A 21,922-nucleotide genomic window follows, 5' to 3' on the forward strand; every position below is an offset into this window, starting at 1 on the left:
GGAACTCGCAACTATTACACGGCGCAACTTCACAAGCAAAGCGCCTCGATAGCCGTTCCGCTAGACCTGCTCCGGGTGCGTGTGCTCGCCTTCGCCGCTCGTCATGCGGGCCTTGATCAGGCTCGCAACCGTGGTGATCGCCATGGTGGAGCCGATGACCGTGAGCGACACCCAGATGGGAATTTCGGGTGCCCAGGAGACGCCGCTGGCATGCAACGCCTCCATTATCAGCTTAACCCCGATGAACCCGAGGATGAACGCCAAACCATAGCTGATGTAGACGAGTCGCTGCAGCAACCCGCCCAGCAGGAAGTAAAGCTGACGCAGCCCCATCAGGGCAAACGCGTTGGCCGTGAAGACGACGTAGGGGTCCTTGGTGAGCCCGAAGATGGCCGGAATCGAGTCGAGGGCGAACAGCAGGTCGGTGGTGCCGATGGCGACCATCACGATGAGCATGGGGGTCACCATGCGGCGGCCGTCGATCTTGACGCTGACCTTCGAGCCGACGTACCCCTCGGTGGTCGGGAACGCCCGGCGCACCCACCTGAGCAGGATGTTCTCGTTGAACTCGTCTTCCTCGCCCTTGAGGTGCTGCCGGATCAGGTTGACGGCGGTGTAGACGAGGAAGGCGCCGAAGACGTAGAAGAGCCAGCTGAACCGCTCAAGCGCGGCGGCGCCGAGCGCGATGAAGATGCCGCGCATGACCAGCGCGAGCACGATGCCGACGAGCAGCACCTTGTGCTGGTAGGGCCGCGGCACCGCGAACCTGCTCATGATGATGAAGAAGATGAACAGGTTGTCGACGCTCAAGCTGTATTCAGTGATGTAACCGGCGAAGAACTCCCCCGCCTTGTCGGCCCCGAAGGTGGCCCACAACCCCACACCGAACAACGCGGCGAGGGCGACATAGAAGGTGACCCAATATCCGGCCTGCCGCATGGAGAACTCACGGGCTTCACCGCGGTCGACGATCCAAAGGTCAAAGGCGAGGACGACCAGCAGACCGCCGATGACGGCGATCCAGGCCCACACGGGTACGGTCACGATTCAAACCCTCCGGCATGCATGACTCATTGCCGGAGGTCTCTCCCGCCCGCGAACAACGCGGACCGGCAGCCCCGGGGGCCCCGTGGAGCGGGGCTGCACCGTGATGACGAGGCTGTCGCGAAGGGATACTCCCCTCCCTAACCCACGCAGTATACGCCGACACTCTGATCTCATCATCCATTCGATCTTGCCCCCTCGTACACCCCGAGGACGCTCTCCACGGCATCGTCACCGTCCGGCAACTCCCGTCCGCGCCGGGCGGCCGCCTCGGCCAGCGTCCGCGCGGCCCCCGGCTCGCCCAGGACCTCGCGCAACGCGCTGCGCAGCCCTTCGGCGTCCCCGTACGGCACCAGCATCCCCGCGTCGCCGACCAGCCACGGGATCCCTCCGACGTCCGAGGCCACCACCGGCTTGCCCGCCATCAGTGCCTCGCTGAGGCTGAGCGGCAACCCTTCCCAGCGGCTGCAGTTGACCACGACGGACGCGGCCGCCAGCAGGTCGGGGACGTCGTCCCGGTCTCCGAGAAGCAGGACGGGAAGGTTCCGGGACCGGATCCGGTCCTCCAGTTCCGCCCGCAACGGCCCCTCACCCGCGACGGCGAACAGGGGGGCCGACGACCCCCACGGCCCGGCCGCCACGTCCAGCAGGGTGTCGAGCCCCTTCTGCTGGGCGAGCCGGGCGATCGTCAGCACCAGGGGACGATCACCCGCCCCCAGTTCCTCCCGCACTTCCTCCGGCCTGCGCCGGGCGGGCCGGAGCGGAGGCGCGGGCACCACCGCCTCCTCCACCTCCCGAGCTCCCAGCACGCTCATCCGCTCCGCCAGATCCGGCGAGACCACCAGCACCCGGTCGGCCCGCCGCGCCACGATCCGCTCCAGCACCCCGTAGACGAACCCCACGAAACCGCCTGCGGTAAGCGCATTGTGCAAGGTGACCACCACCCCCGGCCCCTCCCGACCATCGCCCCTTCGCTTCCCCGGAGCTCTGAACGCCCTCAGTGCCAGGCTCGCCAACGCCCCCGCTCGCAGGCCATGGGCGTGCACGACGTCGGCGTCGCGCGTCAGCCGCCGGATCGCGAGCACCGCGCGCAGGTCGTTCAGCGGGTGCGGCCGGTCGGACACGGGCACCTCGGCGAACGCGGCTCCCGCCGCCCGGAAGGAGAACGCCTCCTCGACACTCCCCGGCCCCACCACCGCCGCCTGGTGGCCGCGCTGCACCAGCCCTTCGACGAGCATCCGTACATGCCGCCCGGTCCCACCCGACGTGGTCCCCATCACAAAAGCCACCCGCACGACCCCTCCTAGGCCCTCACCGGAACCGCAGCCACACCTCAAAGCTGAAACCGTAGCCCGAATCACGCCGCAGCTTCCCGATCTCACCCACCCAACCCGCCGACGTCCAGTACCGGCCCCCACAGGCGCCTGAGCCTCAAGGCCCCCACCACCAGGCCTCGGTCCGCCATGACCACCAACCAAGAACCCACCGCGCAGGACCCTGTGCCCCAAGCCGGGATCCACGGTTCCCAAGCCCATGACACGTTCTTGATGCCGGGCGGCTCGACCACTGAGCCTCACGGGCCAAGCACCCCGAATGTGGGCACCTTCACAGCCCCGTGGTGCCTGGCCCGCAAGAGGTCAAGCACCACTGGAACCCATGTGCCCAATGCCCTCCCGCCCCTTCCAAGGCCAGCAACCTTCCAGAGGCCACGCCCCCAGATGGCTCCTGGCCTTGCATGGCCCGTCACCTACCGCAGGCCGGCCCCTCGAAGGCAAGCCTTCGAGGAAGCTCTGCCTCACACAGAAGACCTCGCACCGCGGAACCAGCGCCAACTGCAAGCCACACGCGGCAGAAGAGTAGAAACTACGGAAAACCAGGAGCCACGCCACCACGAACCGCGCGCCACCAGGCGTGCCAGCCCCAGAAGCCCCGCGTGACCAGCCGCCCGCCCCAAAAGCGCGGCCCAGCTGTGCAAGCCCCAGAAGCCGTACGGGACCAGCCGCACGGGAGCAGCCGCCCGAGCGCCAGAAGCCAAGCGCGACCAGCCGACCGAGCGTCCGAACCCGCCGTACGGGACCAGCCGACCGAGCGTCAGAAGCCACGCGCGACCGGCCGTCCGCCCCCGAAGCCATGCGCGACCAGCGTCCGCCCCCGAAGCCGTCCGCGACAACCAGGAACCGCCGGAACGTACCCACCGCACAACAGGCAGAGGATCAGTGGCCGTGGATCAGCCGCCCCGTCGGAGCAGCCCGGCCACCACCCTGGCATCCGGCCGGTCCACCACCGCCACGACGGCAGCCCCCACCACCACGGCCACCACCGCCGCCAGCACCACCGCACCCACGTTCGGCCAGATGCCCGAGACCCCGAGCCACCTCACCACCCCAGCCCCCGCCAGGTACCCCAGCACACCACCGGCGACCGCCGCCCCCGCGGCCCGGGGCAGCCCCGCCGCCGCACCGCTCCCGCGCGCCCGCACCACGGCCCCGAGCAGCAACACCCCACCCGCAGTCATGCCGACGCTCATCCCCAGCGCCATCCCGCCGATCTTCCACCCGGCGGGCAGCAGCAGCACGAGCACGGTCTGCGCGACGATGACGACCAGCCACCCCGCCACCGTCCCGGTGGCGGCCGCCCGCCCGAGTCCGGCCGCGTAGAGCACCCGGCTCAGATGGGCGATGAGCCCGTAGCCGACGATGCCCGGCGCGAACAGCGCGATCGCCAGGGCGAGCTGAGGCGGCGGCACCTCGCTCCTGCCTCCCAGGAACACCACCGCCCCAGGCCCCGACGCGGCGGCCAGCACCCCGGCCGCCAGCCCCGTGACCAGCACCACGGCCCGCGTGGTCCGCGCCGCCAGCGCCGAGAACGCGACCGCGTCGCCCGCCTGCGCCGACAGCCGGGGAAACGCGCTGGTGGCGATCGGCACGGCCAGCACCGCGTACGGCACCAGGTAGATCGCCCACGCGTAGTTGTAGACGGTGAGAGCCCCGTTGCCGATCGCCTTGTTCGACAGCAGCACGACGACGATCATGGCGGCCTGCTGGGCGAGCAGCGCCGCGATCCCGGCCAGGGCGAGCCTGCGCACCTGCCCGGCCACGCCGTCGGGGAAGCGTAAGGTGGGCCGCCACCGCAACCCCAGCCGCGACACGGGCCCGACCACGGTCAGCACGAGCGAGAGCACGCCCAGGCTGGTGCCCACCGACAACGCCAGCTCGGCCGGCCCTGGCAGATGAGCCGGGTCGACGGTCCCCGAGCTGAGCGGCACGAACAGCAGGTACGCCACGATGACCACGATGCTGGACACCAGCGGCGCGACCGCGGGCCCGGCGAAGCGGCTGTGCGACTGCAGCACGCCGTAGAGCACGACGGCCACGCCGTACAGGGGGATCTGGGGGGCGAAGACGACCAGCATCCGGGTGGCGACGGCGACGAGCTGGGTCGTGTCGCACCCGTTGACGGCCTCGCCGAGGAACAGGCCGATGACCGGCCGGGCGAACAGCGCGGTGAGCGCCCCCAGCGGCACCAGGACCACGACGACCCACGTCAGCAGCGCCGAGCTGATGTGCCCGGTGCGCTCGCGCGAGGCGGCGGACCCGGCCAGCACCGGCACCACCATGCCCGCCAGCGCACCTCCGACGACGACCTCGAAGACGATGTTGGGGATCTGGTTGGCCGTCATGTAGGCGGTGGACAGGCAGTTGGTGCCGACGGTCTGGGCGAAGGCGTACTGCTTGGCGAAGCCGGCGATCCGGGCCAGCACGGTGATTGCCCCGATGAGCAGGGCGCCACCCGCCACGCCCCGCGCCGTCACGCTCCGCACCCGGCCTCCCCCGCCCAGTATCCGGTCACGCCGACATCCTGGCAGGTGCCACCGACAATCGCGCGCGGAGGGTCACACGTGGTCGACGGGACGCCGCCCGAGCATGTCGAGCCGGTTGAGCACCGGGTTCGCGGCGATGACCTTGGTGAAGCTGACCTTCTCCGAGGCCGCGGTGAGCGCCGCGACCGTGCCCAGGAGGACGAGCCTGCCGGGCCTGCCGAGCTTGGTGACCGCGGCCAAGCCGAGCAGGGCGCCGAGTGAGTTGGCGCCCGCGTCGCCGAGCATGGCGCGCTCGCCGAGGTCGTCGGGCAGCAGCGCCGCGGCGGCGCCCAGCGGCACGGCGGCCAGGGCCGCGGCGGCGGGCGAGGACCGCAGCAGCGAGACGGCCAGCAGCGGCCCGCCGGCCAGCAGCCCGACCTTGATCGCCCGGCCGGGACGCAGGTCGAACAGGTTGGCGAGGTTGGCGGCGCCGGCGATGGCCGCGCCGTTGACCAGGGTGTCGACGGGCCCGTCGGAGACGAGGGCGGCGGCGCCCAGCCCGGTGGCGCCGATCCCGAGGATCTTGACGGCGCCGCTGGTGACCTCGCCGCGGGCCAGAGCCGTCAGATGGCCCTTGAACCCTTTGGAGGACGTGGTGCCGTAAAGGTCGTCGTAGGCCCCGAGGGCGCCGGTGCCGACACCGGCCAGCACCGCGGCCAGCCGGGTACGCGGCGCCAGGCCGGGCGTGAGCGCGGCCGCGACGCCGGAGCCCGCCACGAACGCGGGCCCTTCCAGCAGGGTGATGGGCTCGCCGCGGTGGTTCTTGCGCGTCCAGCGCCCGCCCAGGTCGGCCGGACGGTTCCGGGTGAAGGCGGAGTAGGCGGCACGGGCGGCGGCGGCACCGATCGCGGCGCCGGCCAGCGCGTAGAGCAGGCCACGGGCCATGTCAGCTCCCTGACTGGGTCGGTGAGGGTGTGGTGGTCGGCAGCGCGGGCTGGGTGGCCGAGGCCCCCTTGCCGATGCCGTACTGGCCGGCCCGCCCGCTCAGTTGCTCCCGGAGAGCGTAGACGACCACGACCCGGCCCGTGGGCATATCGACGGTATCGACGGTGGACACGCGCTTGGCGACGTCGCCGTCGTCGCGCAGGGCACTGACGGCGCCCCCGGTGACGGCCGTGTTGGCGGCGCTGCCGGCCAGCACCGCGCCCTTGCCCGCGGCATCGAGCCGGTCGGCGACCGAGACGAGCGCGCCCAGCTGGGTCTCGGCCTGCTCCCCCTCGTACGCCTTCTCCGGCGCGAACATCACCGCCAGCATGGCCCGTTTGGCGGGGTCGCCGTCGGTGCTGACCAGCCCGCCCGCCTCGAACCCGCTGATGACGGCGGCGGTCGCGGCATTGGGGGTGCCCGCCTGGGCCTGGTCGGTGGTGAGCAGCGTGGAGGCGAGAAGTGCGCCGGCCTTGTCCCAGACGGTCGCCGTGGACGGGAAGACCATGTCGACCGGTTTGAGCTGGTTGACCAGGCCGTCGAGCACACCGCTGCGGTCGGGGTCGAAGAACTTCTCGGTCAGGGTGACGCGCCCGCTCACCTCGGCGCCCGCCTCCTCCAGCACCTGCTGCTCGGCCTCGCGGAACGTGGTGCTCGACCCCGGCGCCTCGACCAGCAGCACGCGCTGGCCGGTCAGCTCGCCGGCCACCAGCTTCGGAGTGACGCTGGTGACGAAGGCGTCGTTGCCCGCCTCGCGGCCCTGGAGCTGGTCGATCTGCACGCGCAGCTCGTCCTTGGTCTTGGTGAGCTGCGCGGAGATCTCCTGCGCGGACTTGACCGCGGGCTCCTGCAGCAGCGTGGTGCCCAGGACGATCCCGACCGCCAGCGCCAGGAAGATCGCGACGATGGAGACGACGTGGTAGCGAAAATCGATCACGAGAAGAGTCCGACCAGCCAGAAGATGAATGCGTTCCAGACGTCTTGCAGGCCGTTCAGCCAGGTCTGGCCGAGCGGCGACAGGAAGAGCGCCACCCCCATGGTGATCAAGGCGGTGATCACGAGCATCAGGAGCTGGGAGGTGGTGATGCGGCTGCGGTAGAGCCTGCTCACGCCCTTGGCGTCGATGAGCTTGCTGCCGATGATCAGCCGGGTCAGGAAGGTGCTGGCCATTCCGGAGCGGCCCTTGTCGAGGAACTCCTCCAGGGTGCCGTGGGTGCCGACCGCGACGATCAGCTCGGCACCCTTGTCGTCGGCCAGGAGCATCGCGATGTCCTCGCTGGTGCCGGTGGCCGGGAAGATGACCGCCTCGCGGCCGAGCTGGTGCACCCGCTCCAGGCCGGGGGCCCGGCCGTCGCGGTAGGCGTGCACGACGAGCTCGGCGCCGCAGGTCAGGGCCTTGGTCGAGACGGAGTCGAAGTCGCCCACGATCACGTCGGGGAGGTAACCGGCCTCCAGCAGCGCGTCGGCGCCGCCGTCGACGCCGACGAGGACGGGACGGTATTCCCTGATGTAGGGGCGGAGGGTGGCGATGTCTTCCTTGTAGTGATATCCGCGCACCACGATGAGGACATGTCTGCCCTCCATCGGGGTGCGGATCTCAGGCACGCCGACTCCGTCGATGAGAAGCTTGCCCTCACCACGAACGTACTCCATCGTGTTGACGGCGAAAGCCTCGATCTGCACGGCCAGCCCGGCGCGCGCCTCGGCCATGGCGGCCTCGACGGCCTCGGCCGTCTGCTCGTCGCCCTTGCCCACGACGTCGTCGTCGAGGTAGATGACGCCCTCGTGGAGGCGGATGACGTCGCCGTCCTTGACGCGTTCGAACAGCTCAGGGTTGGCGTTGTCGACGAACGGCATGCCCGCCTCGAGCAGGATCTGCGGACCCAGGTTGGGATAGCGGCCGCTGATGCCGGCGGCGACGTTGACCACAGCCGCCGCGCCGCACGCGACGAGCGCCTCCGCGCTGACCCGGTCAACGTCGACATGGTCGATAATCGCTATTTCCCCGGGCTGGAGGCGTTTGGTCAGCCTCTTGGTTCGCCGGTCGATTCTCGCCACTGCCGTCACACCGGGAAGGTCACCGACCTTCCTGCCACGGAGGCCCGGCATCTTGCTCCCCGGAACCTTCATCATGACCATCCTGCCAGAGGGAAACAGCGCGGAGGCCAAGCACTACGCCGCGTGTCCACTATGTCACGCTGAATCACCTGTCGACCGCTGCGAGCCCGAGCAGCTCCTCCGCGTGCGCCCGGCCCAGTTCGGAGTCCTCCAGACCGGCCAGCATGCGCGACAGTTCGCGGACGCGCCCCTCATGGTTGAGCGTGACGACCCCGCTGCGCACGACGCTGCCGTCGCTGGCCTTCTCGACGACCAGATGCTGGTCGGCGAAGGCCGCCACCTGCGGGAGGTGGGTGACGACGATCACCTGCGCGGTGCGTGCGAGCCGGGCCAGCCGGCGCCCGATCTCGACCGCGGCCTTGCCGCCGACCCCCGCGTCGACCTCGTCGAACACGAACGTCGGCACCGGGTCGGCACCGGCGAACACGACCTCGATGGCGAGCATGAAGCGGCTCAGCTCACCGCCGGAGGCGCCCTTGTTGAGCGGCAGCGGCGGCGCGGCCGGGTGGGCGGCCATCCGCAGCTCCACCTCGTCGACGCCCTCCGGGCCGAACTCGGCGCTCTGGGTGAGCTGCACCACGACCCGGGCGTGAGGCATGGCCAGCGCGGTCAGCTCTTCGGTCACGGCCTGGCCGAACCGCTCGGCGGCGGCCTCGCGGACCTTGGTGAGCTCGGCGGCCAGGGTGGTGAGCCTGGTGGTGAGCTCCTCGTGCTCGCGGGTGAGCTCCTCGATGCGCTCGTCGTCGCCTTCGAGCTCGCCCAGGCGGGCGGCCGCCTGCTGGGCCCAGGCCAGCACCCCTGCGCTGTCCTCGGCGTACTTCCTGATCAGGCTGCCCAGCACGGACCTGCGTTCCTGCACGGCTCCCAGACGGGCGGGGTCGGCCTCGATGGACTCGGCGTAGGCGGCCAGGTCGGTGGCGACGTCGGAGATCAGGTATCCGGCCTCGGCGAGCCGGTCGGCCACGCCGGCGAGCTGGGGGTCGTAGTCGCGCACGGCCTCGACGGCCGCGCGGGCCTCCCCGAGCAGCGAGATCACGTCACGGGCGCCGCCGCCGGCCTCCATCGGGTCGCCGAGCAGCGCGGTGTGGGACGTGGTGGCGGCGCTGCGCAGCGCGTCGGCGTGCGAGAGGCGCTCCTCCTCCTCGCGCAGCTCGGCGTCCTCGCCCGGCTTGGGGTCGACCTTCTCGATCTCCTCCAGGCCGAACCGCAGCCGGTCGGCCTCCTGGGCACGCTCCCTGGCCTGGGTGGTCAGCTCGTCGAGCAGCGCCCCGACCTGCTTGTGCCGCTTGTACGCCTGTGAATACGCCCGCAACGGCTTGACCAGCTCGTTTCCGGCATAACGGTCGAGCGCGGCGCGCTGCCTGGCGGCCTGCAGCAGCCGCTGCTGGTCCATCTGCCCGTGCACCGCCACCAGGTCGTCGGCCAGGTACGTCAGCGTGCCGACGGGCACCGTACGGCCCCCGAGCCAGGCCCTGGAGCGGCCCTCGGCCGAGACGGTGCGCGAGATGATCAGCTCGCCGTCCTCGACCTCACCGCCGAGGTCCTCGACCTGCTGGGCGACCCGGCCGCCGGGCTCGACGACGAGCGTGCCCTCCACGGTCGCCTTGTCGGCCCCCGGACGGATACGCGAGGGATCGGCCCGGCCGCCGAACAGCAGCCCGAGCCCCGTGACGACCATCGTCTTGCCCGCGCCGGTCTCGCCGGTGACCACGTTGAAGCCCGGCGAAAGCTCGAGTACGGCCTCGTCGATGACGCCGAGCCCCTGGATGCGGACCTCCTCGACCCTTGGTCGCACTGCCCACTCCCGTCACTGCCGTGCCTGATGGCCGGTCGATTGTCTCCGGACACCTGTTGCCCATGGGATCCTACGCGCTCCGCCCTCCATTCATTCAGGGTCGCACTCTCCCGCGCCATCCCTGAACCGGTAGTTCGAACTTGGCGACCAGCCTGTCGGTGAAGGGCGCGCCGGTGTTCTCGACGCCGTGCAGACGGGCCAGGCGCACCGGCTCGGCGCCCCTGCGCACCTCCACACGTGACCCGGAGGGCAGCTCGAAACGGCGGCGGCCGTCGCACCACAGAACGCCGCCCGGAGTGTCCGGCAGGATCTCCACGGCCATCGTGGACCGGGGCGAGACCACCAGCGGCCGCGCGAACAGCGCGTGGGCGCTGATCGGCACCAGGAGCAGCGCCTCCACCTCCGGCCAGACCACCGGCCCGCCGGCCGAGAACGCATACGCCGTCGAACCCGTAGGAGTGGCACATATCACGCCGTCGCAGCCCCAGCGGGACAGCGGCCGCCCGTCGATCTCGGCGACCACCTCCAGCATGCGTTCCTGCTTCTCCACGGTGACCTCGTTGAGCGCCCACGTGTCGGCGATCACCCGGCCGTTCTGCCTGGCCAGGACGTCGATCGTCATGCGCTCCTCGACGTCGTAGCGCCCGGCGACCACGCTGTCGACCGCCGAGGCCAGGTCGGCCACCTCCGCCTCGGCCAGGAACCCGACGTGCCCGAGGTTGACCCCGAGCAGCGGCGTGCCGGCGGGCTTGGCCAGCTCGGCCGAGCGCAGCAGCGAGCCGTCGCCGCCGAGCACGATCATGACCTCGGCGTCCTTGGCCGAGCCGGGGTCGTCGCTGGGGACGACCTCCACCCCGCCACAGCCGATGTCACGTGCCTCGGTGTCCAGGACGCGCACGTTGATGCCCGCCCCGACCAGCCGGTTGATGACCAGACGGGCGCTCTCGACGGCGGCGCCCCGCCCGGTGTGGACGGCGACCAGCACGGTCCGGTTCATTGCGGCCCTTCCGCGACGGCACGCTGGATCTCGGCATCGAGCTCGGCGACGGGCGGATCACCCTCTCCTTTGCCCAGCCACAGCAGGTATTCGACATTTCCGGAAGGGCCGGGCAGCGGGCTCGCGGTCACGCCCCGCACGCTCAGCCCCAGCTCCTGCGCCTTGGCCGCGGCCTCGCGCACCGACCTGGCCCGCAGCTCGGGGTCGCGCACCACGCCGCCCGCGCCCACGAGCTCCTTGCCCACCTCGAACTGCGGCTTGACCAGCATGACGAAGTCGGCCCGCGGCGCGGCGACCTGCGCCAGCGCGGGCAGCACGAGCCGCAGCGAGATGAACGACAGGTCGCCCACGACCAGCGTGGGCGGCTCGCCGACCATGTCGGGGGTCAGGTCGCGCACGTTGACGCGTTCCATCACGGTCACCCGCTCGTCGGTGCGCAGCGACCAGGCGAGCTGGCCGTAGCCGACGTCGACGGCGAGCACATGGGCCGCGCCGTGGCGCAGCAGCACGTCGGTGAAGCCTCCCGTGGAGGCTCCCGCGTCGAGGCACCTGCGCCCCTCCACCGACAGGCTCTTGAACGCCTCCAGCGCCCCGAGCAGTTTGTGCGCTCCCCGCGAAACGTAGTCGGGCCCGTCGGCCGACTCGGCGACGACGATGGCCGAGGCGGTGTCGACCTGGGTGGCGGGCTTGTGGGCCTGCTGGCCGCCCACGCTGACCCGCCCGGCCTCGATGAGCTGGGCGGCCTGCTCGCGCGACCTGGCCAGCCCGCGGCGCACCAGCTCGCTGTCGAGACGGATCCTGCGGCTCACCGCTCGCCCAGCGCTTCGTCGCCCGCACCCGCGAGAGTGGACTCCAGCCCGGCGAACGCCTCCTCGAACACGGCCACGTGCTCGTTCACCGGCAGCTCGCCCACACGACCGAGACCGGCCACGATGGCGTCGACCCGCTCGTCACCGGTCTCCTCCGGCAGCTCACTCATGACTCGACCGTAACGCCTCGGGCGAGCGCCCGGGACCTTGGCAGGCGTGTCACGCGTTGAGACTCATACGGGGGTGCTAGTGATGTGGAACGCTACCGACCGCAAAGGGAAAGAAAGGATGCCCAACATGGCAAGCGTCGAGGAGTGCCGGGCGGCACTGGCCAGGCTCGTCGCCCAGTTCGACGAGATCGGCGCGGAGGATCGTGCCAAACACGTGGTCGAGCGCACGGTCAGCGCCCGGGTCTCCGACCTCGACGTGATCTTCCACGGGCGGCTGCACCACGGGGGGCTCGACCCGTTCACCGAGGAGCCGCCGGCGGGCGGCAAACCGGCCGATGTGAAGATCACCATCGCGAGCGACGACCTGGTCGCGCTGGTCGACGGCGAACTGGACCTGGCCCGTGCGCTGCTCGGAGGGCGGGTGAAGATCGACGCGAGCTTCGGCGACCTGCTGCGCCTGCGCAAGCTGATCTGACCGGTTCCGTTCAGGCGGCTCTTCGATGTCCTACGCAGCTGCGCAGCGCGGGTGTTCGCTGTCAGGCGACTACTCGGCGCCTGCGTTAACTGTTAGGCGACAAGCGAACAGCGAACCTGCCCCTCGACCCCCGACCGACTGAGCCGCCCTCCGGCGGCCACGTCGCCCCCATCTCCTCACCCCACGCGCTTCAGGACGTCCTTGATCGCGTCCTCCCCGATCTGCCCTTCGCCCGCGGCCGTCCAGGCGGCGTCGCAGGCCGCGCGCAGGCCGTCGATCCGGCTGCCGTCGCCTTCGAGGCGCAGCGTCCCGTCACGCCACTCGGCCCGCCATCCCCCGCAGGCGCCGTCCCGCACGTCGGGATAGGGCTGGACCAGCGCGCCGAGGTCCTCGGCCAGGTACGTGGGCCGGTGCCGGGGCGCAGCGGTCAGCACGTCGAGCGGGGTGGCCACCCCGGTGAACACCAGCAGGCTCTCCACCCCCGCGTTCGAGGCCCCTTCGATGTCGGTGTCCAGCCGATCCCCCACCACCAGCGGCCGCCGAGCGCCCGTACGGATCATCGACTCCCGGTGCAACGGCGGATCCGGCTTGCCGGCGTACACCGGTTCGACCCCGGTGGCGGCGACGATGACCCGGACCATTGCCCCGTTCCCCGGCAGTTCGCCCCGCCCGGTCGGCATGGTGCTGTCACCGTTGGAGGCCACGAACAGCGCGCCCTGCCGTACGGCCAGCGCCCCCTCCGACAGCAGGGCGTACGACAGACCGGGAGCGATCCCCTGAACCACCGCCGCGGGCGACTCGGCCGCGACGGACACCGGCCTGAGCCCATGAGCACGTACGGCCACCCGCAGCCCCGACCCACCCACGACCAGCACCGCGGCGCCCGGAGCCACCCGCTCGGCGACCAGCCGCGCGGCCGCCTGCGCCGAGGTCACCACATCGGCCGCCGTGGCCGGGACGCCGAGTTCCCGCAGGTGGGCGGCGATGGCGGCGGGCGTCCGGGAGGCGTTGTTGGTCACGTAGGCGAGCCGGACCCCCTTGCCCTGCGCCTTCTCCAGCGCCTGCCTCGCCCCGGGAACCGCGTGCTGTCCGAGATAGACCACACCGTCGAGGTCGAGCAGCAGGGTGTCATAGCCGTCAATCAGCACAGCGCCTCTTCCCGTTTGACTCTCACGCCGTGTGAGACTTTAGCGTCGCCTTCGTACCCCGCCACAGGAAGCCCTCTCCTCGTGGATCGGGAAACCCGTACCCGACACCGGAAGGACGACCATGTCCCGCGAGCCCGACGCCACGACCGAGGAACGCGGAGAACTGCTCGGCGCTCCCGCCCATGACGAGTACGCGGCGGAGGCCGAGGAACGCTGGGGCGGCACACACGCCTGGGCCGAATCCGCACGCCGCACCTCGACCTACACGCAGGAGGACTGGCGGCGACACGAGACCGAGGCAGCCGCCCTCTCGGCCCGCCTCGCCGACGCGATGCACGCCGACGTCCCGGCAGAGGGCGACCTCGTGATGGACCTGGCCGAGGAACACCGCGCCCACCTCTCCCGCTGGTTCTACGACTGCACGTACGACATCCACCGCGGCCTGGCCGACCTGTACGTCTCCGACCCCCGCTTCACCGCCGCCTTCGACCGCACCGCGCCCGGCCTGGCTGCCTACCTCCGATCCGCCATCCTCGCCAACGCCACCCGCCACGGCTGACCCCTGTCACCTGACCAGTCGCATGGACGTGATGCCGCGCGTGGAAGGCGACGGCCGACAAGCCCGGAACTGGGGGCACGGCCCTCAAGGCGCCGTTCTGCCGCGCAACCCGGGCAAAGTCCCTCACGGCAGCCTTCCGCCGCTTCCATGGGGGTGGAGCAGCCAAATACGGCGACGGCATGCCTGTTCCCTTACGCAAGGGTAGCCAGCTGCAGCCCTGGCATGCCTGCACGCTCGAACAGGAACGGCTTGGGCAGCCACGACGGCTGCGTTCGCCGCACCACGCCCCCTGGGCACTCGGCTGGGAAAGCCGCCGCACAGGCCCCTCATGTCCCAGTAGGTCGTGTTCTCCACACAACCCGAGTCGGTCGCCCAGCAGTGGGGTAGCCACTTCTCCGGTAATGGGCGGAGTCGTCACGGCCGGCCAGGTGCTCGGGGGCGAGGGCGGGCACGTGTCGCGATGTCCCTCGGCCGCCGTCAGGAGCTGGGGAACGCGAAGACATGGCCGCCCATGCGTGACGGCATGAACGCCTCGACGGCATGAACGCCTCGTCGAGGCCCCGGAAGGCCCTCAGCGACAGCGTCACCCCCATGGGCCGACCAGGGCAGGGCATAGTCGCATGCCGGGCCACGGACACACGCCGTCCAGCACGGGGCCAGGCCAAGGAAGCGCTCTGCTGCGACGACGCCCGCTCGGCACGACGGGCTGCGAGCGAACACCGCAGGCGGCCCCCGTCCGAGCTGATGCCCCAGGAAGGATCGAAACGCCCAGCTGACACAGTCGCTTGGGAGGCGACGTTCGCCATGGCCGGCTCCCGCGCCCGCCTGCCCCCTACATCTCTCGGCGAGCCCTCAACGTCGCCCGCACACTCTTCAAGGCCGACACGTAATGCCGCTCGTCCGGCCGCATGGCCACCGCGATGGCCAGCGGCTCCTGAGCGCCTTCCAGATCCCCCGTACGCCACAACGACAAGCCCAGCCCGAAGTACGCATAATCCTCAGCCGGGTTCGCATCCACGATCTGCCGGAAGCTGGCCGCGGCCTCCGCGTACTGGCGGGAGTTGAACTGCGCCCGAGCCAGCGCCTCAAGGATGCTCCGGGACTGCGGCTCAGCAGCGGCGGCCCGCTCCAGCAACGCCGCGGCAGCCGCCGGACTCCCCTCCTTCAGCAACTTCACCCCACGCTGATACCAGTCGTAAACACCGCCCCCGGGAACGCCACCCACGGACTCATCGTGACCATTTCCGCCCTGAACCATGCGTGAGGACTCCTTCATCGCTGGACGACGAACCTCGCTCCCGCTCCGCCGCGTAAGGGGCGCGACAGCAAACGATTGGGGCAACTCCTGGTAGGCGCAAGCATTTATGGGAGCATGCCCGGTATGGGGACTCCTGAACTGCCGGTGCCTGACGGACTGGTGCTACGGCCCTTCCGAGGCGTACGTTTCGATGTCGAAGATCCCGCCAAGGTGACCTCCCCACCGTACGACCTGATCAGCGATGCGGACGTCGAAGCCCTCCTTGCCTCCCACCCGAACAACGTCGTCCGCCTCATCCTTCCCTGCAACCCCGAAGCGACACCCGCCACCGAACCCGGCACCCCTCGCGGCCCGGCCGGTACCCCGTCCAGACTCCGCCACCGGACCGAGGTGCCGCTCGAAGCCCGCTACTCCGAGGCCAGGGACACGCTGAGGGCCTGGCTGGACGCCGGCGTCCTGGTGGCCGACGACACCCCCGCCCTGTACGTGTACGAGCAGAGCGGCCCGCACGTCCTCCAGCGTGGCCTGATCGGAGACGTCGGCCTGGTCGACCCCGCCGAACGCGTCATCCTCCCCCACGAGGACGTCATGCCCGGCCCCATCGCCGACCGGCTGGCCCTCATGAGCACCACCGAGGCCAACCTCGAACCCATCTTCCTGCTCTACAACGGCGACAACGGCAAGGCGACCCGCCTGGTGGACGAGGTGGCCGCCAAACGACCGCCCCTCGTCACGGCCGGAACCGAGGACGGCCTCACCCACCGGCTGTGGGCGATCACCGACCAGGACGAGATAGACGCCATCAACGCCGACCTGCGCAACCGTCAGGCCCTGATCGCCGACGGCCACCACCGGTACGCCACCTACCGCGTCCTCCAGCGTCAGGAGCACGCCGCCCGCCAAGCCCTGCGGGACGGAACCCACCAGGCCACGCCCTACGACCTCCAGGCTTCTCAGCACGTCACCCTCAACGCGCCCCTGAGCCCGTCCACCCGTAACTCCCAGGACACATTGCCCCCGTCCCCCGACCACTTCACCGCGCCGGACCGCCCCGTAACGCCCTCTCCCAACCCAGTCACCTCGTTCCGGCACGAGCTGACCGATCACCTGGCCCATCCGTCAGCGGAACCGGCCTCCGCCCCGGCCGACCCCCGGCAGGCGCTGGGCCCCTGGGACTTCGGGCTGGCCCTGATCGTCGACTCCACCGCCTACCCACCCGACCTCAAGGCCATCCACCGCGTCATCCCCGGTCTCCCCTTGACCGAGGCCGCCGCCCGAGCCAGGGGCGCCTGGCAGGTGCACGACTACGACGACCTGGCGCAGGGCCTGGAGGCACTGCAGAACGCGGCCGAGCCCGCCTTCCTGCTCGCCGGCGAGAGCGGCACCCATCTGCTCACGGATCCCGACCCGGTGCAGCTGAACCTGGCGATGCCGGACCACCATTCGGACCGCTGGAACTCGCTGAATACCTCGATCCTGAGCGAGTTCATCCTGCCCAAGGTGTGGGGCATGGAGGACGACGAGCGGGCCGTACGCATCGTCCACCACGACACCGAGGCGGCGTTGCGGCTCGCGATCCAGACGGGCGGCACAGCCGTCATCCTCAAGCCGCTCATGGTCCATGACGTGCTGGCGGTCGCCGCGGGCGGCGAACGAGTGCCCCGCAAGTCCACCTCCTTCGGCCCCAAACCGCGTACCGGCCTGGTCCTGCGCACGTTCGCCATCGACTGACGCCGCCCCTGCCGCGTGGCCGCGCCTCCCCTGCTCACCACCGAGCGCTCTCCGGGGCGGCGCCTCGCCATCGCCGGCAAGGTCACCCCGCCCCGGCCAACTGAGCCACCTGCCGCGGCCCCCGCCTCGGAACCACCTCCTCAGACGGCTCAGGAACCGTCTCCTCGACAGGTCTGACGGCACTGACCTCCACCTCGTACCGCCAGATCTTGGCGGCGGCCGGACCGAAGACCCGGCAGCGGAAGGCGCCCGTCACCTCGATGAAGTCTCGCGGCTTGAGGCCCCGCACGATCTCCGCCACCTCGGGATCGAACGTGACGCACGGGATGCTGTCGGTGAGAGCCGGGCCTCGCCGGTGCCTGCGCCGGCGGCGGACGATGACGCGCCACTTCGTGGCCATGTCGCCGCTCGGCATCGCGTATTCCTCGACCGCCGCCGACAGCCGCCCCACCAGCACGACCTCGTTCCGATCCATTGTCGTCCTCCCGTTTGTGTTCCGGAGGAGATCACTCTCTACGATGAAGGGAAGCCCGGATCGATACGAACGTCGTTCTGGGGATGACGGATGTACGCGCGGGAGTGCCTGTGGACAACATCACCGCACTAGGCGGCGACGTCTATGAGATCGACACCAAGATGGCCGGATACGCGGGCATCACCGCCGGCTACCTGATCCTGGGAGATCGGCCGTGCCTGGTGGAGACGGGCACCTCGACCTCGTCCCCCGTGGTGCGCGACGCGCTCGCCTCGCTCGGCGTCGGCCCGGACGACCTGGCCACCGTGGTGGTGACCCATATCCACCTGGACCACGCGGGCGGTGTGGGCGACATCGCGAAGTTCTTCCCGTCCGCGCAGGTGGTGGTACATGAGAAGGGCGCGCGCCATCTGGCCGATCCGTCGCGTCTGATGGCCAGCGCCCGGATGGTCTGGGGTGACCAGCTCGACACCCTCTTCGGCGAGCTGTCCCCCACCGAGGCCGAGCGGATCGTCGCCCTGGGCGACACCGGCGCCATCGACCTGGGCAACGGCCGCACGCTGAGCAGCCACTACTCGCCCGGCCACGCCAAGCACCACGTCGGCCTGATCGACTCCGCCACCGGAGACCTCTACGTCGGGGACGCCGCGGGCGTGTACCTTCCCCAGACCGGCGACCTGCGCCCCGCCACCCCGCCGCCGGACTTCGACCTTCAGACGGCCCTCGACTCGATCGCCCTGTTCAAGGCACTTGGTCCGCAACGGTTGCTGTTCAGCCACTACGGACCGGTCGGCGCCGTCCAGGAGACCCTTGAGCGGTCCGCCGAAGAGCTCCGGGTCTGGGTGGACCTCACCCGTCAGGCACACTCGGAGGGGCTCGACCTCGATCACGCGGTCGCCATGGTCCGCGACCGCACCAAGGAGCGCTACGCCGCCCTGCAGTCGGACGACGTGACGGCCGAGCAGTTCGAGCTGCTGAGCGGCGCCCCGTCGAACGTCGCGGGCATCCTCCACTGGCTCAACCGCGTCGAACGATGACGACCGGCCGATCACACCCCATGTGACACAAAAAACTCCGCCGTACCCCCTGATCGTCAGGGGTACGGCGGAGCGGCAACACCTACTCGTCGTTCTTCTTCGGCCGGTCCTGAGCGGATTCGTCCGTCTCGACTTCCAGCACGTCACCGAAGTCCGGCTCGATGAACGCGGGCGTGATCCCCGGCGTCCCGGCCTCCGCCGGCTTCTCTTCCTCGCCACCGTCGGCGGGCTCGCCCGCCTCCGGCTCAGCCGTCTCAGCAGCGACCTCGGCCGTCTCAGCAGCGACGGCGTCCTTCGGCTCGACAGGCGCGGCAGGCTCGACCGGCTCGGCAGGCTGCTCGGCGGCCTCGGGCTCCAGGAGGTCGTCCGCCTCGGCCAGGGCCTCGTCGTCCTCTTCCTCCTCCTCGGCCAGCTTGCCCGCGTCGGCGGCGCCGGCGTCGTCGAAGTCGTCCTCGGAGTCGAGGTCCTCCTCGAAGTCCTCCTCGACGTCCTCGATGACGGCTCCGGTGAGCTCGGCGTAGCGCTCGGCCGCGTCCGTCTCGCCGTCCTCGTCGAAGGCCATCGCACGGGCGAACCAGTCGGTCGCCGCCTCCTGGTGCCCGGCGTCGGCCAGGGCGTCCGCATAGGCGAACGCGAGGCGCGCCGACCACGGCTTGGGCTGCGGGTCACGCAGCTCGGGCAGGCGCTGAAGGGTGATCACGGCCGCGTCCTGCTGGCCGAGGTCACGCCTGGCACCCGACTCGACGATCGTCAGCTCGATGCGTCCGGCCCGGTCGAGGCGCTCGGCCTCCGGCGAACGTACGAGATCGATGGCCCGCTCCGGACGACCCATACCGCGCTCGCAGTCGGCCATGACCGGCAGGTACGCGTCGGACCCCGTCATCCTCCTGGCCGCACGCAGGTCGCTGAGCGCCTCGGAGAAGTGTCCGGCCCGATAGGCGACGATGCCCGCAGCCTCGCGTACGACACCGATGCGAGCGGCGAACCGACGCGCCACCTTGGTGTGTTCGTGCGCCTTGTCGGGATCGTCCTCCTCAAGGGCGCGCTCGGCGGCGACCAGGTGCCTGCCGACCAGGTCGGAGAGGTCACCGGGCAGCGAACGCAGTTCCTCGCGCACTTCCTTGTCGAGCTCTTCCGCGGTGATGTCGGGCGCCACCTCGGGCAGCCTCTCGCGCTGCGGGGCGTCGGAGTCGCGCTCCTCGCGGCCGTACCTGGCGCGGGTGCCGCCGCCCGGACGCTCCCCGCGATCGTCACGCGAGAACGGACGCGACTCACGGTAGCCGCCACCCTCGCGACGAGGCCCGTAGGAGTCGTCGCGACGCGGGCCACGGTCGTAGCCACCCTCGCGACGGGGACCCCGGTCGAACCCCTCACGACGCTGCTCGCCGCCGCGGTCGTCACGGAACCCGCCCTCTCGGCGCGGCCCCCCTTCGCGACGCGGACCACGGTCACCGTAACCGCCGCCTTCACGGCGCGGACCACGGTCGAAGCCCTCACGGGGACCACGCTCGGAGCCCTCACCACGAGGACCACGGTCATAGCCTTCCCGGCGCGGGCCCCGGTCACCGAAGCGGTCGTCGCGGCGCTCGCCGTACCCGCCGCCCTCACGGCGCGGGCCCCGGTCGAAGCCTTCGCGACGCGGCCCGCGGTCGAAGCCTTCCCTGCGCGGCCCGCGGTCAAAGCCCTCGCGACGCGGCCCACGCTCTCGGTCGAACCCCTCACGACGCGGACCCTGCTCGAAGCCCTCACGACGCGGACCCCGGTCAAAGCCTTCACGGCGCGGCCCACGGTCACCGTAGCCGCCGCCCTCACGGCGCGGACCACGGTCACCGAAACCGCCGCCCTCACGGCGCGGACCACGGTCACCGAAACCGCCACCTTCACGGCGCGGCCCACGGTCGCCATAGCCGCCGCCCTCACGCCGAGGTCCGCGGTCCTGGAAGGGACGACGCTCGTCGCCCTCACGACGCGGCCCGCGGTCGAAGCCCTCACGGCGAGGACCACGGTCGAAACCCTCACGGCGCGGCCCGCGGTCACCATAGCCACCGCCCTCACGGCGCGGCCCCCGGTCCTGGTACGGACGGCGGTCATCGCCCTCACGGCGCGGCCCGCGATCATCCCGGTCCCGGTAAGGAGGACGCTCCTCACCCTCACGACGCGGCCCGCGATCGAAGCCCTCCCGGCGAGGACCACGGTCGAAACCCTCACGACGCGGACCACGATCGCCGTACCGGCTCTCGCGACGCTCGCCGCCGCCCTCGCGACGCTCGCCGTAGCTGCCTCCGCCTTCACGGCGGTCACCGTAGCCGCCCTCGCGGCGGGGTCCGCGGTCGTCCCGGTCGCGGTAGGAGCGGCCCTCATCCCGGAAACCGCCCTCGCGCCGCGGCGCACGCTCGTCGCGGGAACCCTCCCCGCTTCGGGGCGCTCTGTCCTCGCGGTTGTACGGCCGCGGCCGGCCCTCTGAACGGAACGGACGATCGCCACCGGAATCACGCCCGCGAGAGCCGTATCCGCCAGTCCTGCCGCCGCTGGAGCGCCTGTCCCCGTAGTCGCCGCGCCCGCGCTGTCCGCCGTCCGATCCGTTATCACTGTTCACTTCTGGTCCATTTCGTTGGCTCACTCAGCGGACTCACAACGGCGGTCCACCGTGGCTGGTCGCCGCCCGCCCGCGGGCCTTACGCGACGAAGGCCACCCGTGGGGGTGGCCCGCTCCCCCCAGCCTAGCAAGCCCCCGACCGTTAACGAGCCCTCCAGCCACCCACGACGATCCCAGCTGCACCTCTACCCACAGAACGCCGCTCACTAGAAAGACGCAGGAAGTCTCCTCATCTACATCTGGCGGACATTCTCGTGCACGTGTCTCCGGAGGCATTGGAGGAAGCCTCTGAACGATGAGTTCTGCGAGACACATCGCGGACGAGCCTGTGGCTTAGGGGGGGTGGCCCTCACAACTGCTGGGCGCCAGACGCCCCACGAGGGGCTCTGCTCTGATGCGACCGATCCAGAAGGCCCCAGAACGACACCTAGCGCACCGCTCCCGCCAGGAGAGGCGGCCGAGGAATTGCCGGTTCAACCGTGTGTGCACCAATTGGCTCACCGCCATCCCCCCAATGGCAGGCTCACGAGGCCTATAGGGCGTCGCGCCCGACCTCCAGGCACGGAACGGCCAGTCGCTGGGGTCGATGTGCTCGTATCCAACAGGGGGCAAGCCAGGTACGGAGAGCGCGTCAACACGTGGAGTCCCCTACAGCGCCCCTGCCCTTACAGGAAGCTCCGTGTTCGCGAGCTGGCCGGCACGACTGGTGGCCAGCCACGTTTACACGGAACCGAACTTCCAAGGCGTGTTGTGCTGCGCGCCATCTGAGCTCTTCACCGGAAAACGTGTACAACGCAAAGAAGCCCCACACGATCCGTGTGGGGCTTCTTTGAAAGATTGTCCGGCGGTGACCTACTCTCCCACACCCTCCCGAGTGCAGTACCATCGGCGCAGAGAAGCTTAACTTCCGGGTTCGGAATGTAACCG

General features: G+C 70.7%; 19 protein-coding genes and 1 rRNA gene. 5 read left to right on the forward strand and 15 right to left on the reverse strand.

From position 1 onward, the window contains the following. Positions 1–60: 60 nt before the first annotated feature. The 10 genes from ACIBQ6_RS38940 to ACIBQ6_RS38985 form a co-directional block, all read right to left on the reverse strand. On the reverse strand, positions 61–1,044 hold the full coding sequence (locus ACIBQ6_RS38940) for a TerC family protein (protein WP_352364449.1): 984 nt from the start codon (positions 1,042–1,044) through the stop codon (positions 61–63). Positions 1,045–1,220: 176 nt separating this feature from the next. Beyond that, the gene (locus ACIBQ6_RS38945) at positions 1,221–2,321 is read right to left on the reverse strand and encodes a glycosyltransferase (protein WP_397218241.1); all 1,101 of its coding nucleotides are present in this window, start codon (positions 2,319–2,321) and stop codon (positions 1,221–1,223) included. A 950-nt stretch (positions 2,322–3,271) separates the two neighbouring features. Continuing rightward, complete coding sequence (gene murJ, locus ACIBQ6_RS38950; RefSeq protein WP_397218204.1) at positions 3,272–4,864, reverse strand: murein biosynthesis integral membrane protein MurJ; 1,593 nt, start codon at positions 4,862–4,864, stop codon at positions 3,272–3,274. Positions 4,865–4,936: 72 nt separating this feature from the next. Then, on the reverse strand, positions 4,937–5,788 hold the full coding sequence (locus tag ACIBQ6_RS38955; RefSeq protein WP_397218206.1) for a hypothetical protein: 852 nt from the start codon (positions 5,786–5,788) through the stop codon (positions 4,937–4,939). Between the two features lies 1 nt (position 5,789). Further along, on the reverse strand, positions 5,790–6,764 hold the full coding sequence (locus ACIBQ6_RS38960) for a copper transporter (protein ID WP_397218208.1): 975 nt from the start codon (positions 6,762–6,764) through the stop codon (positions 5,790–5,792). Beyond that, positions 6,761–7,957 (reverse strand): putative cytokinetic ring protein SteA, encoded by a 1,197-nt coding sequence (gene steA / locus ACIBQ6_RS38965; protein ID WP_397218243.1) that lies wholly within the window; start codon positions 7,955–7,957, stop codon positions 6,761–6,763. Before steA ends, ACIBQ6_RS38960 begins: the two co-directional genes overlap by 4 nt. Before the next feature lie 73 nt (positions 7,958–8,030). Then, on the reverse strand, positions 8,031–9,740 hold the full coding sequence (gene recN / locus ACIBQ6_RS38970; RefSeq protein WP_397218210.1) for a DNA repair protein RecN: 1,710 nt from the start codon (positions 9,738–9,740) through the stop codon (positions 8,031–8,033). Positions 9,741–9,834: 94 nt separating this feature from the next. Then, positions 9,835–10,737: an NAD kinase gene (locus tag ACIBQ6_RS38975; protein ID WP_352364459.1), complete on the reverse strand. Its 903-nt coding sequence runs from the start codon at positions 10,735–10,737 to the stop codon at positions 9,835–9,837. Beyond that, positions 10,734–11,546, reverse strand: a complete 813-nt coding sequence (locus tag ACIBQ6_RS38980; RefSeq protein ID WP_352364461.1) for a TlyA family RNA methyltransferase — start codon at positions 11,544–11,546, stop codon at positions 10,734–10,736. Before ACIBQ6_RS38980 ends, ACIBQ6_RS38975 begins: the two co-directional genes overlap by 4 nt. Then, on the reverse strand, positions 11,543–11,716 hold the full coding sequence (locus ACIBQ6_RS38985; protein WP_352326208.1) for a hypothetical protein: 174 nt from the start codon (positions 11,714–11,716) through the stop codon (positions 11,543–11,545). Before ACIBQ6_RS38985 ends, ACIBQ6_RS38980 begins: the two co-directional genes overlap by 4 nt. A 127-nt stretch (positions 11,717–11,843) precedes the next feature. On the opposite strand from ACIBQ6_RS38985, the gene ACIBQ6_RS38990 reads away from it, so the two are divergent. Continuing rightward, the gene (locus tag ACIBQ6_RS38990) at positions 11,844–12,191 is read left to right on the forward strand and encodes an SCP2 sterol-binding domain-containing protein (RefSeq protein ID WP_397218212.1); all 348 of its coding nucleotides are present in this window, start codon (positions 11,844–11,846) and stop codon (positions 12,189–12,191) included. Between the two features lie 176 nt (positions 12,192–12,367). Here the strand turns inward: ACIBQ6_RS38990 and ACIBQ6_RS38995 are convergent, their stop codons facing one another. Further along, positions 12,368–13,339: an HAD-IIA family hydrolase gene (locus ACIBQ6_RS38995; protein WP_397218214.1), complete on the reverse strand. Its 972-nt coding sequence runs from the start codon at positions 13,337–13,339 to the stop codon at positions 12,368–12,370. Between the two features lie 121 nt (positions 13,340–13,460). Between ACIBQ6_RS38995 and ACIBQ6_RS39000 the strand changes: the two genes are divergently transcribed. Further along, positions 13,461–13,898: a TipAS antibiotic-recognition domain-containing protein gene (locus ACIBQ6_RS39000; protein WP_397218216.1), complete on the forward strand. Its 438-nt coding sequence runs from the start codon at positions 13,461–13,463 to the stop codon at positions 13,896–13,898. 832 nt (positions 13,899–14,730) lie between these two features. Here the strand turns inward: ACIBQ6_RS39000 and ACIBQ6_RS39005 are convergent. Beyond that, the gene (locus ACIBQ6_RS39005; RefSeq protein ID WP_352326203.1) at positions 14,731–15,156 is read right to left on the reverse strand and encodes a tetratricopeptide repeat protein; all 426 of its coding nucleotides are present in this window, start codon (positions 15,154–15,156) and stop codon (positions 14,731–14,733) included. Between the two features lie 114 nt (positions 15,157–15,270). On the opposite strand from ACIBQ6_RS39005, the gene ACIBQ6_RS39010 reads away from it, so the two are divergent. After that, positions 15,271–16,887 (forward strand): DUF1015 family protein, encoded by a 1,617-nt coding sequence (locus tag ACIBQ6_RS39010; protein WP_397218218.1) that lies wholly within the window; start codon positions 15,271–15,273, stop codon positions 16,885–16,887. An 82-nt stretch (positions 16,888–16,969) separates the two neighbouring features. On the opposite strand, the gene ACIBQ6_RS39015 is transcribed toward ACIBQ6_RS39010, so the two are convergent. After that, positions 16,970–17,362, reverse strand: a complete 393-nt coding sequence (locus ACIBQ6_RS39015) for a single-stranded DNA-binding protein (protein ID WP_397218220.1) — start codon at positions 17,360–17,362, stop codon at positions 16,970–16,972. A gap of 83 nt (positions 17,363–17,445) precedes the next feature. Between ACIBQ6_RS39015 and ACIBQ6_RS39020 the strand changes: the two genes are divergently transcribed. Beyond that, complete coding sequence (locus ACIBQ6_RS39020; RefSeq protein ID WP_397218222.1) at positions 17,446–18,399, forward strand: MBL fold metallo-hydrolase; 954 nt, start codon at positions 17,446–17,448, stop codon at positions 18,397–18,399. 82 nt (positions 18,400–18,481) lie between these two features. Here the strand turns inward: ACIBQ6_RS39020 and ACIBQ6_RS39025 are convergent, their stop codons facing one another. Beyond that, entirely contained in the window at positions 18,482–19,516 is a 1,035-nt protein-coding gene (locus ACIBQ6_RS39025; protein WP_397218224.1) for a hypothetical protein, read from the reverse strand. On the opposite strand from ACIBQ6_RS39025, the gene ACIBQ6_RS39030 reads away from it, so the two are divergent. Beyond that, complete coding sequence (locus ACIBQ6_RS39030; protein WP_397218226.1) at positions 19,460–20,863, forward strand: hypothetical protein; 1,404 nt, start codon at positions 19,460–19,462, stop codon at positions 20,861–20,863. The two genes, ACIBQ6_RS39025 and ACIBQ6_RS39030, sit on opposite strands and share 57 nt — an antisense overlap. 971 nt (positions 20,864–21,834) lie before the next feature. On the opposite strand, the gene rrf is transcribed toward ACIBQ6_RS39030, so the two are convergent. Continuing rightward, positions 21,835–21,922, reverse strand: a 5S ribosomal RNA gene (gene rrf, locus ACIBQ6_RS39035); the annotation flags it as partial.

The sequence above is a fragment of the Nonomuraea sp. NPDC049655 genome, assembly GCF_044465465.1.
Classification (GTDB): Bacteria; Actinomycetota; Actinomycetes; order Streptosporangiales; family Streptosporangiaceae; genus Nonomuraea.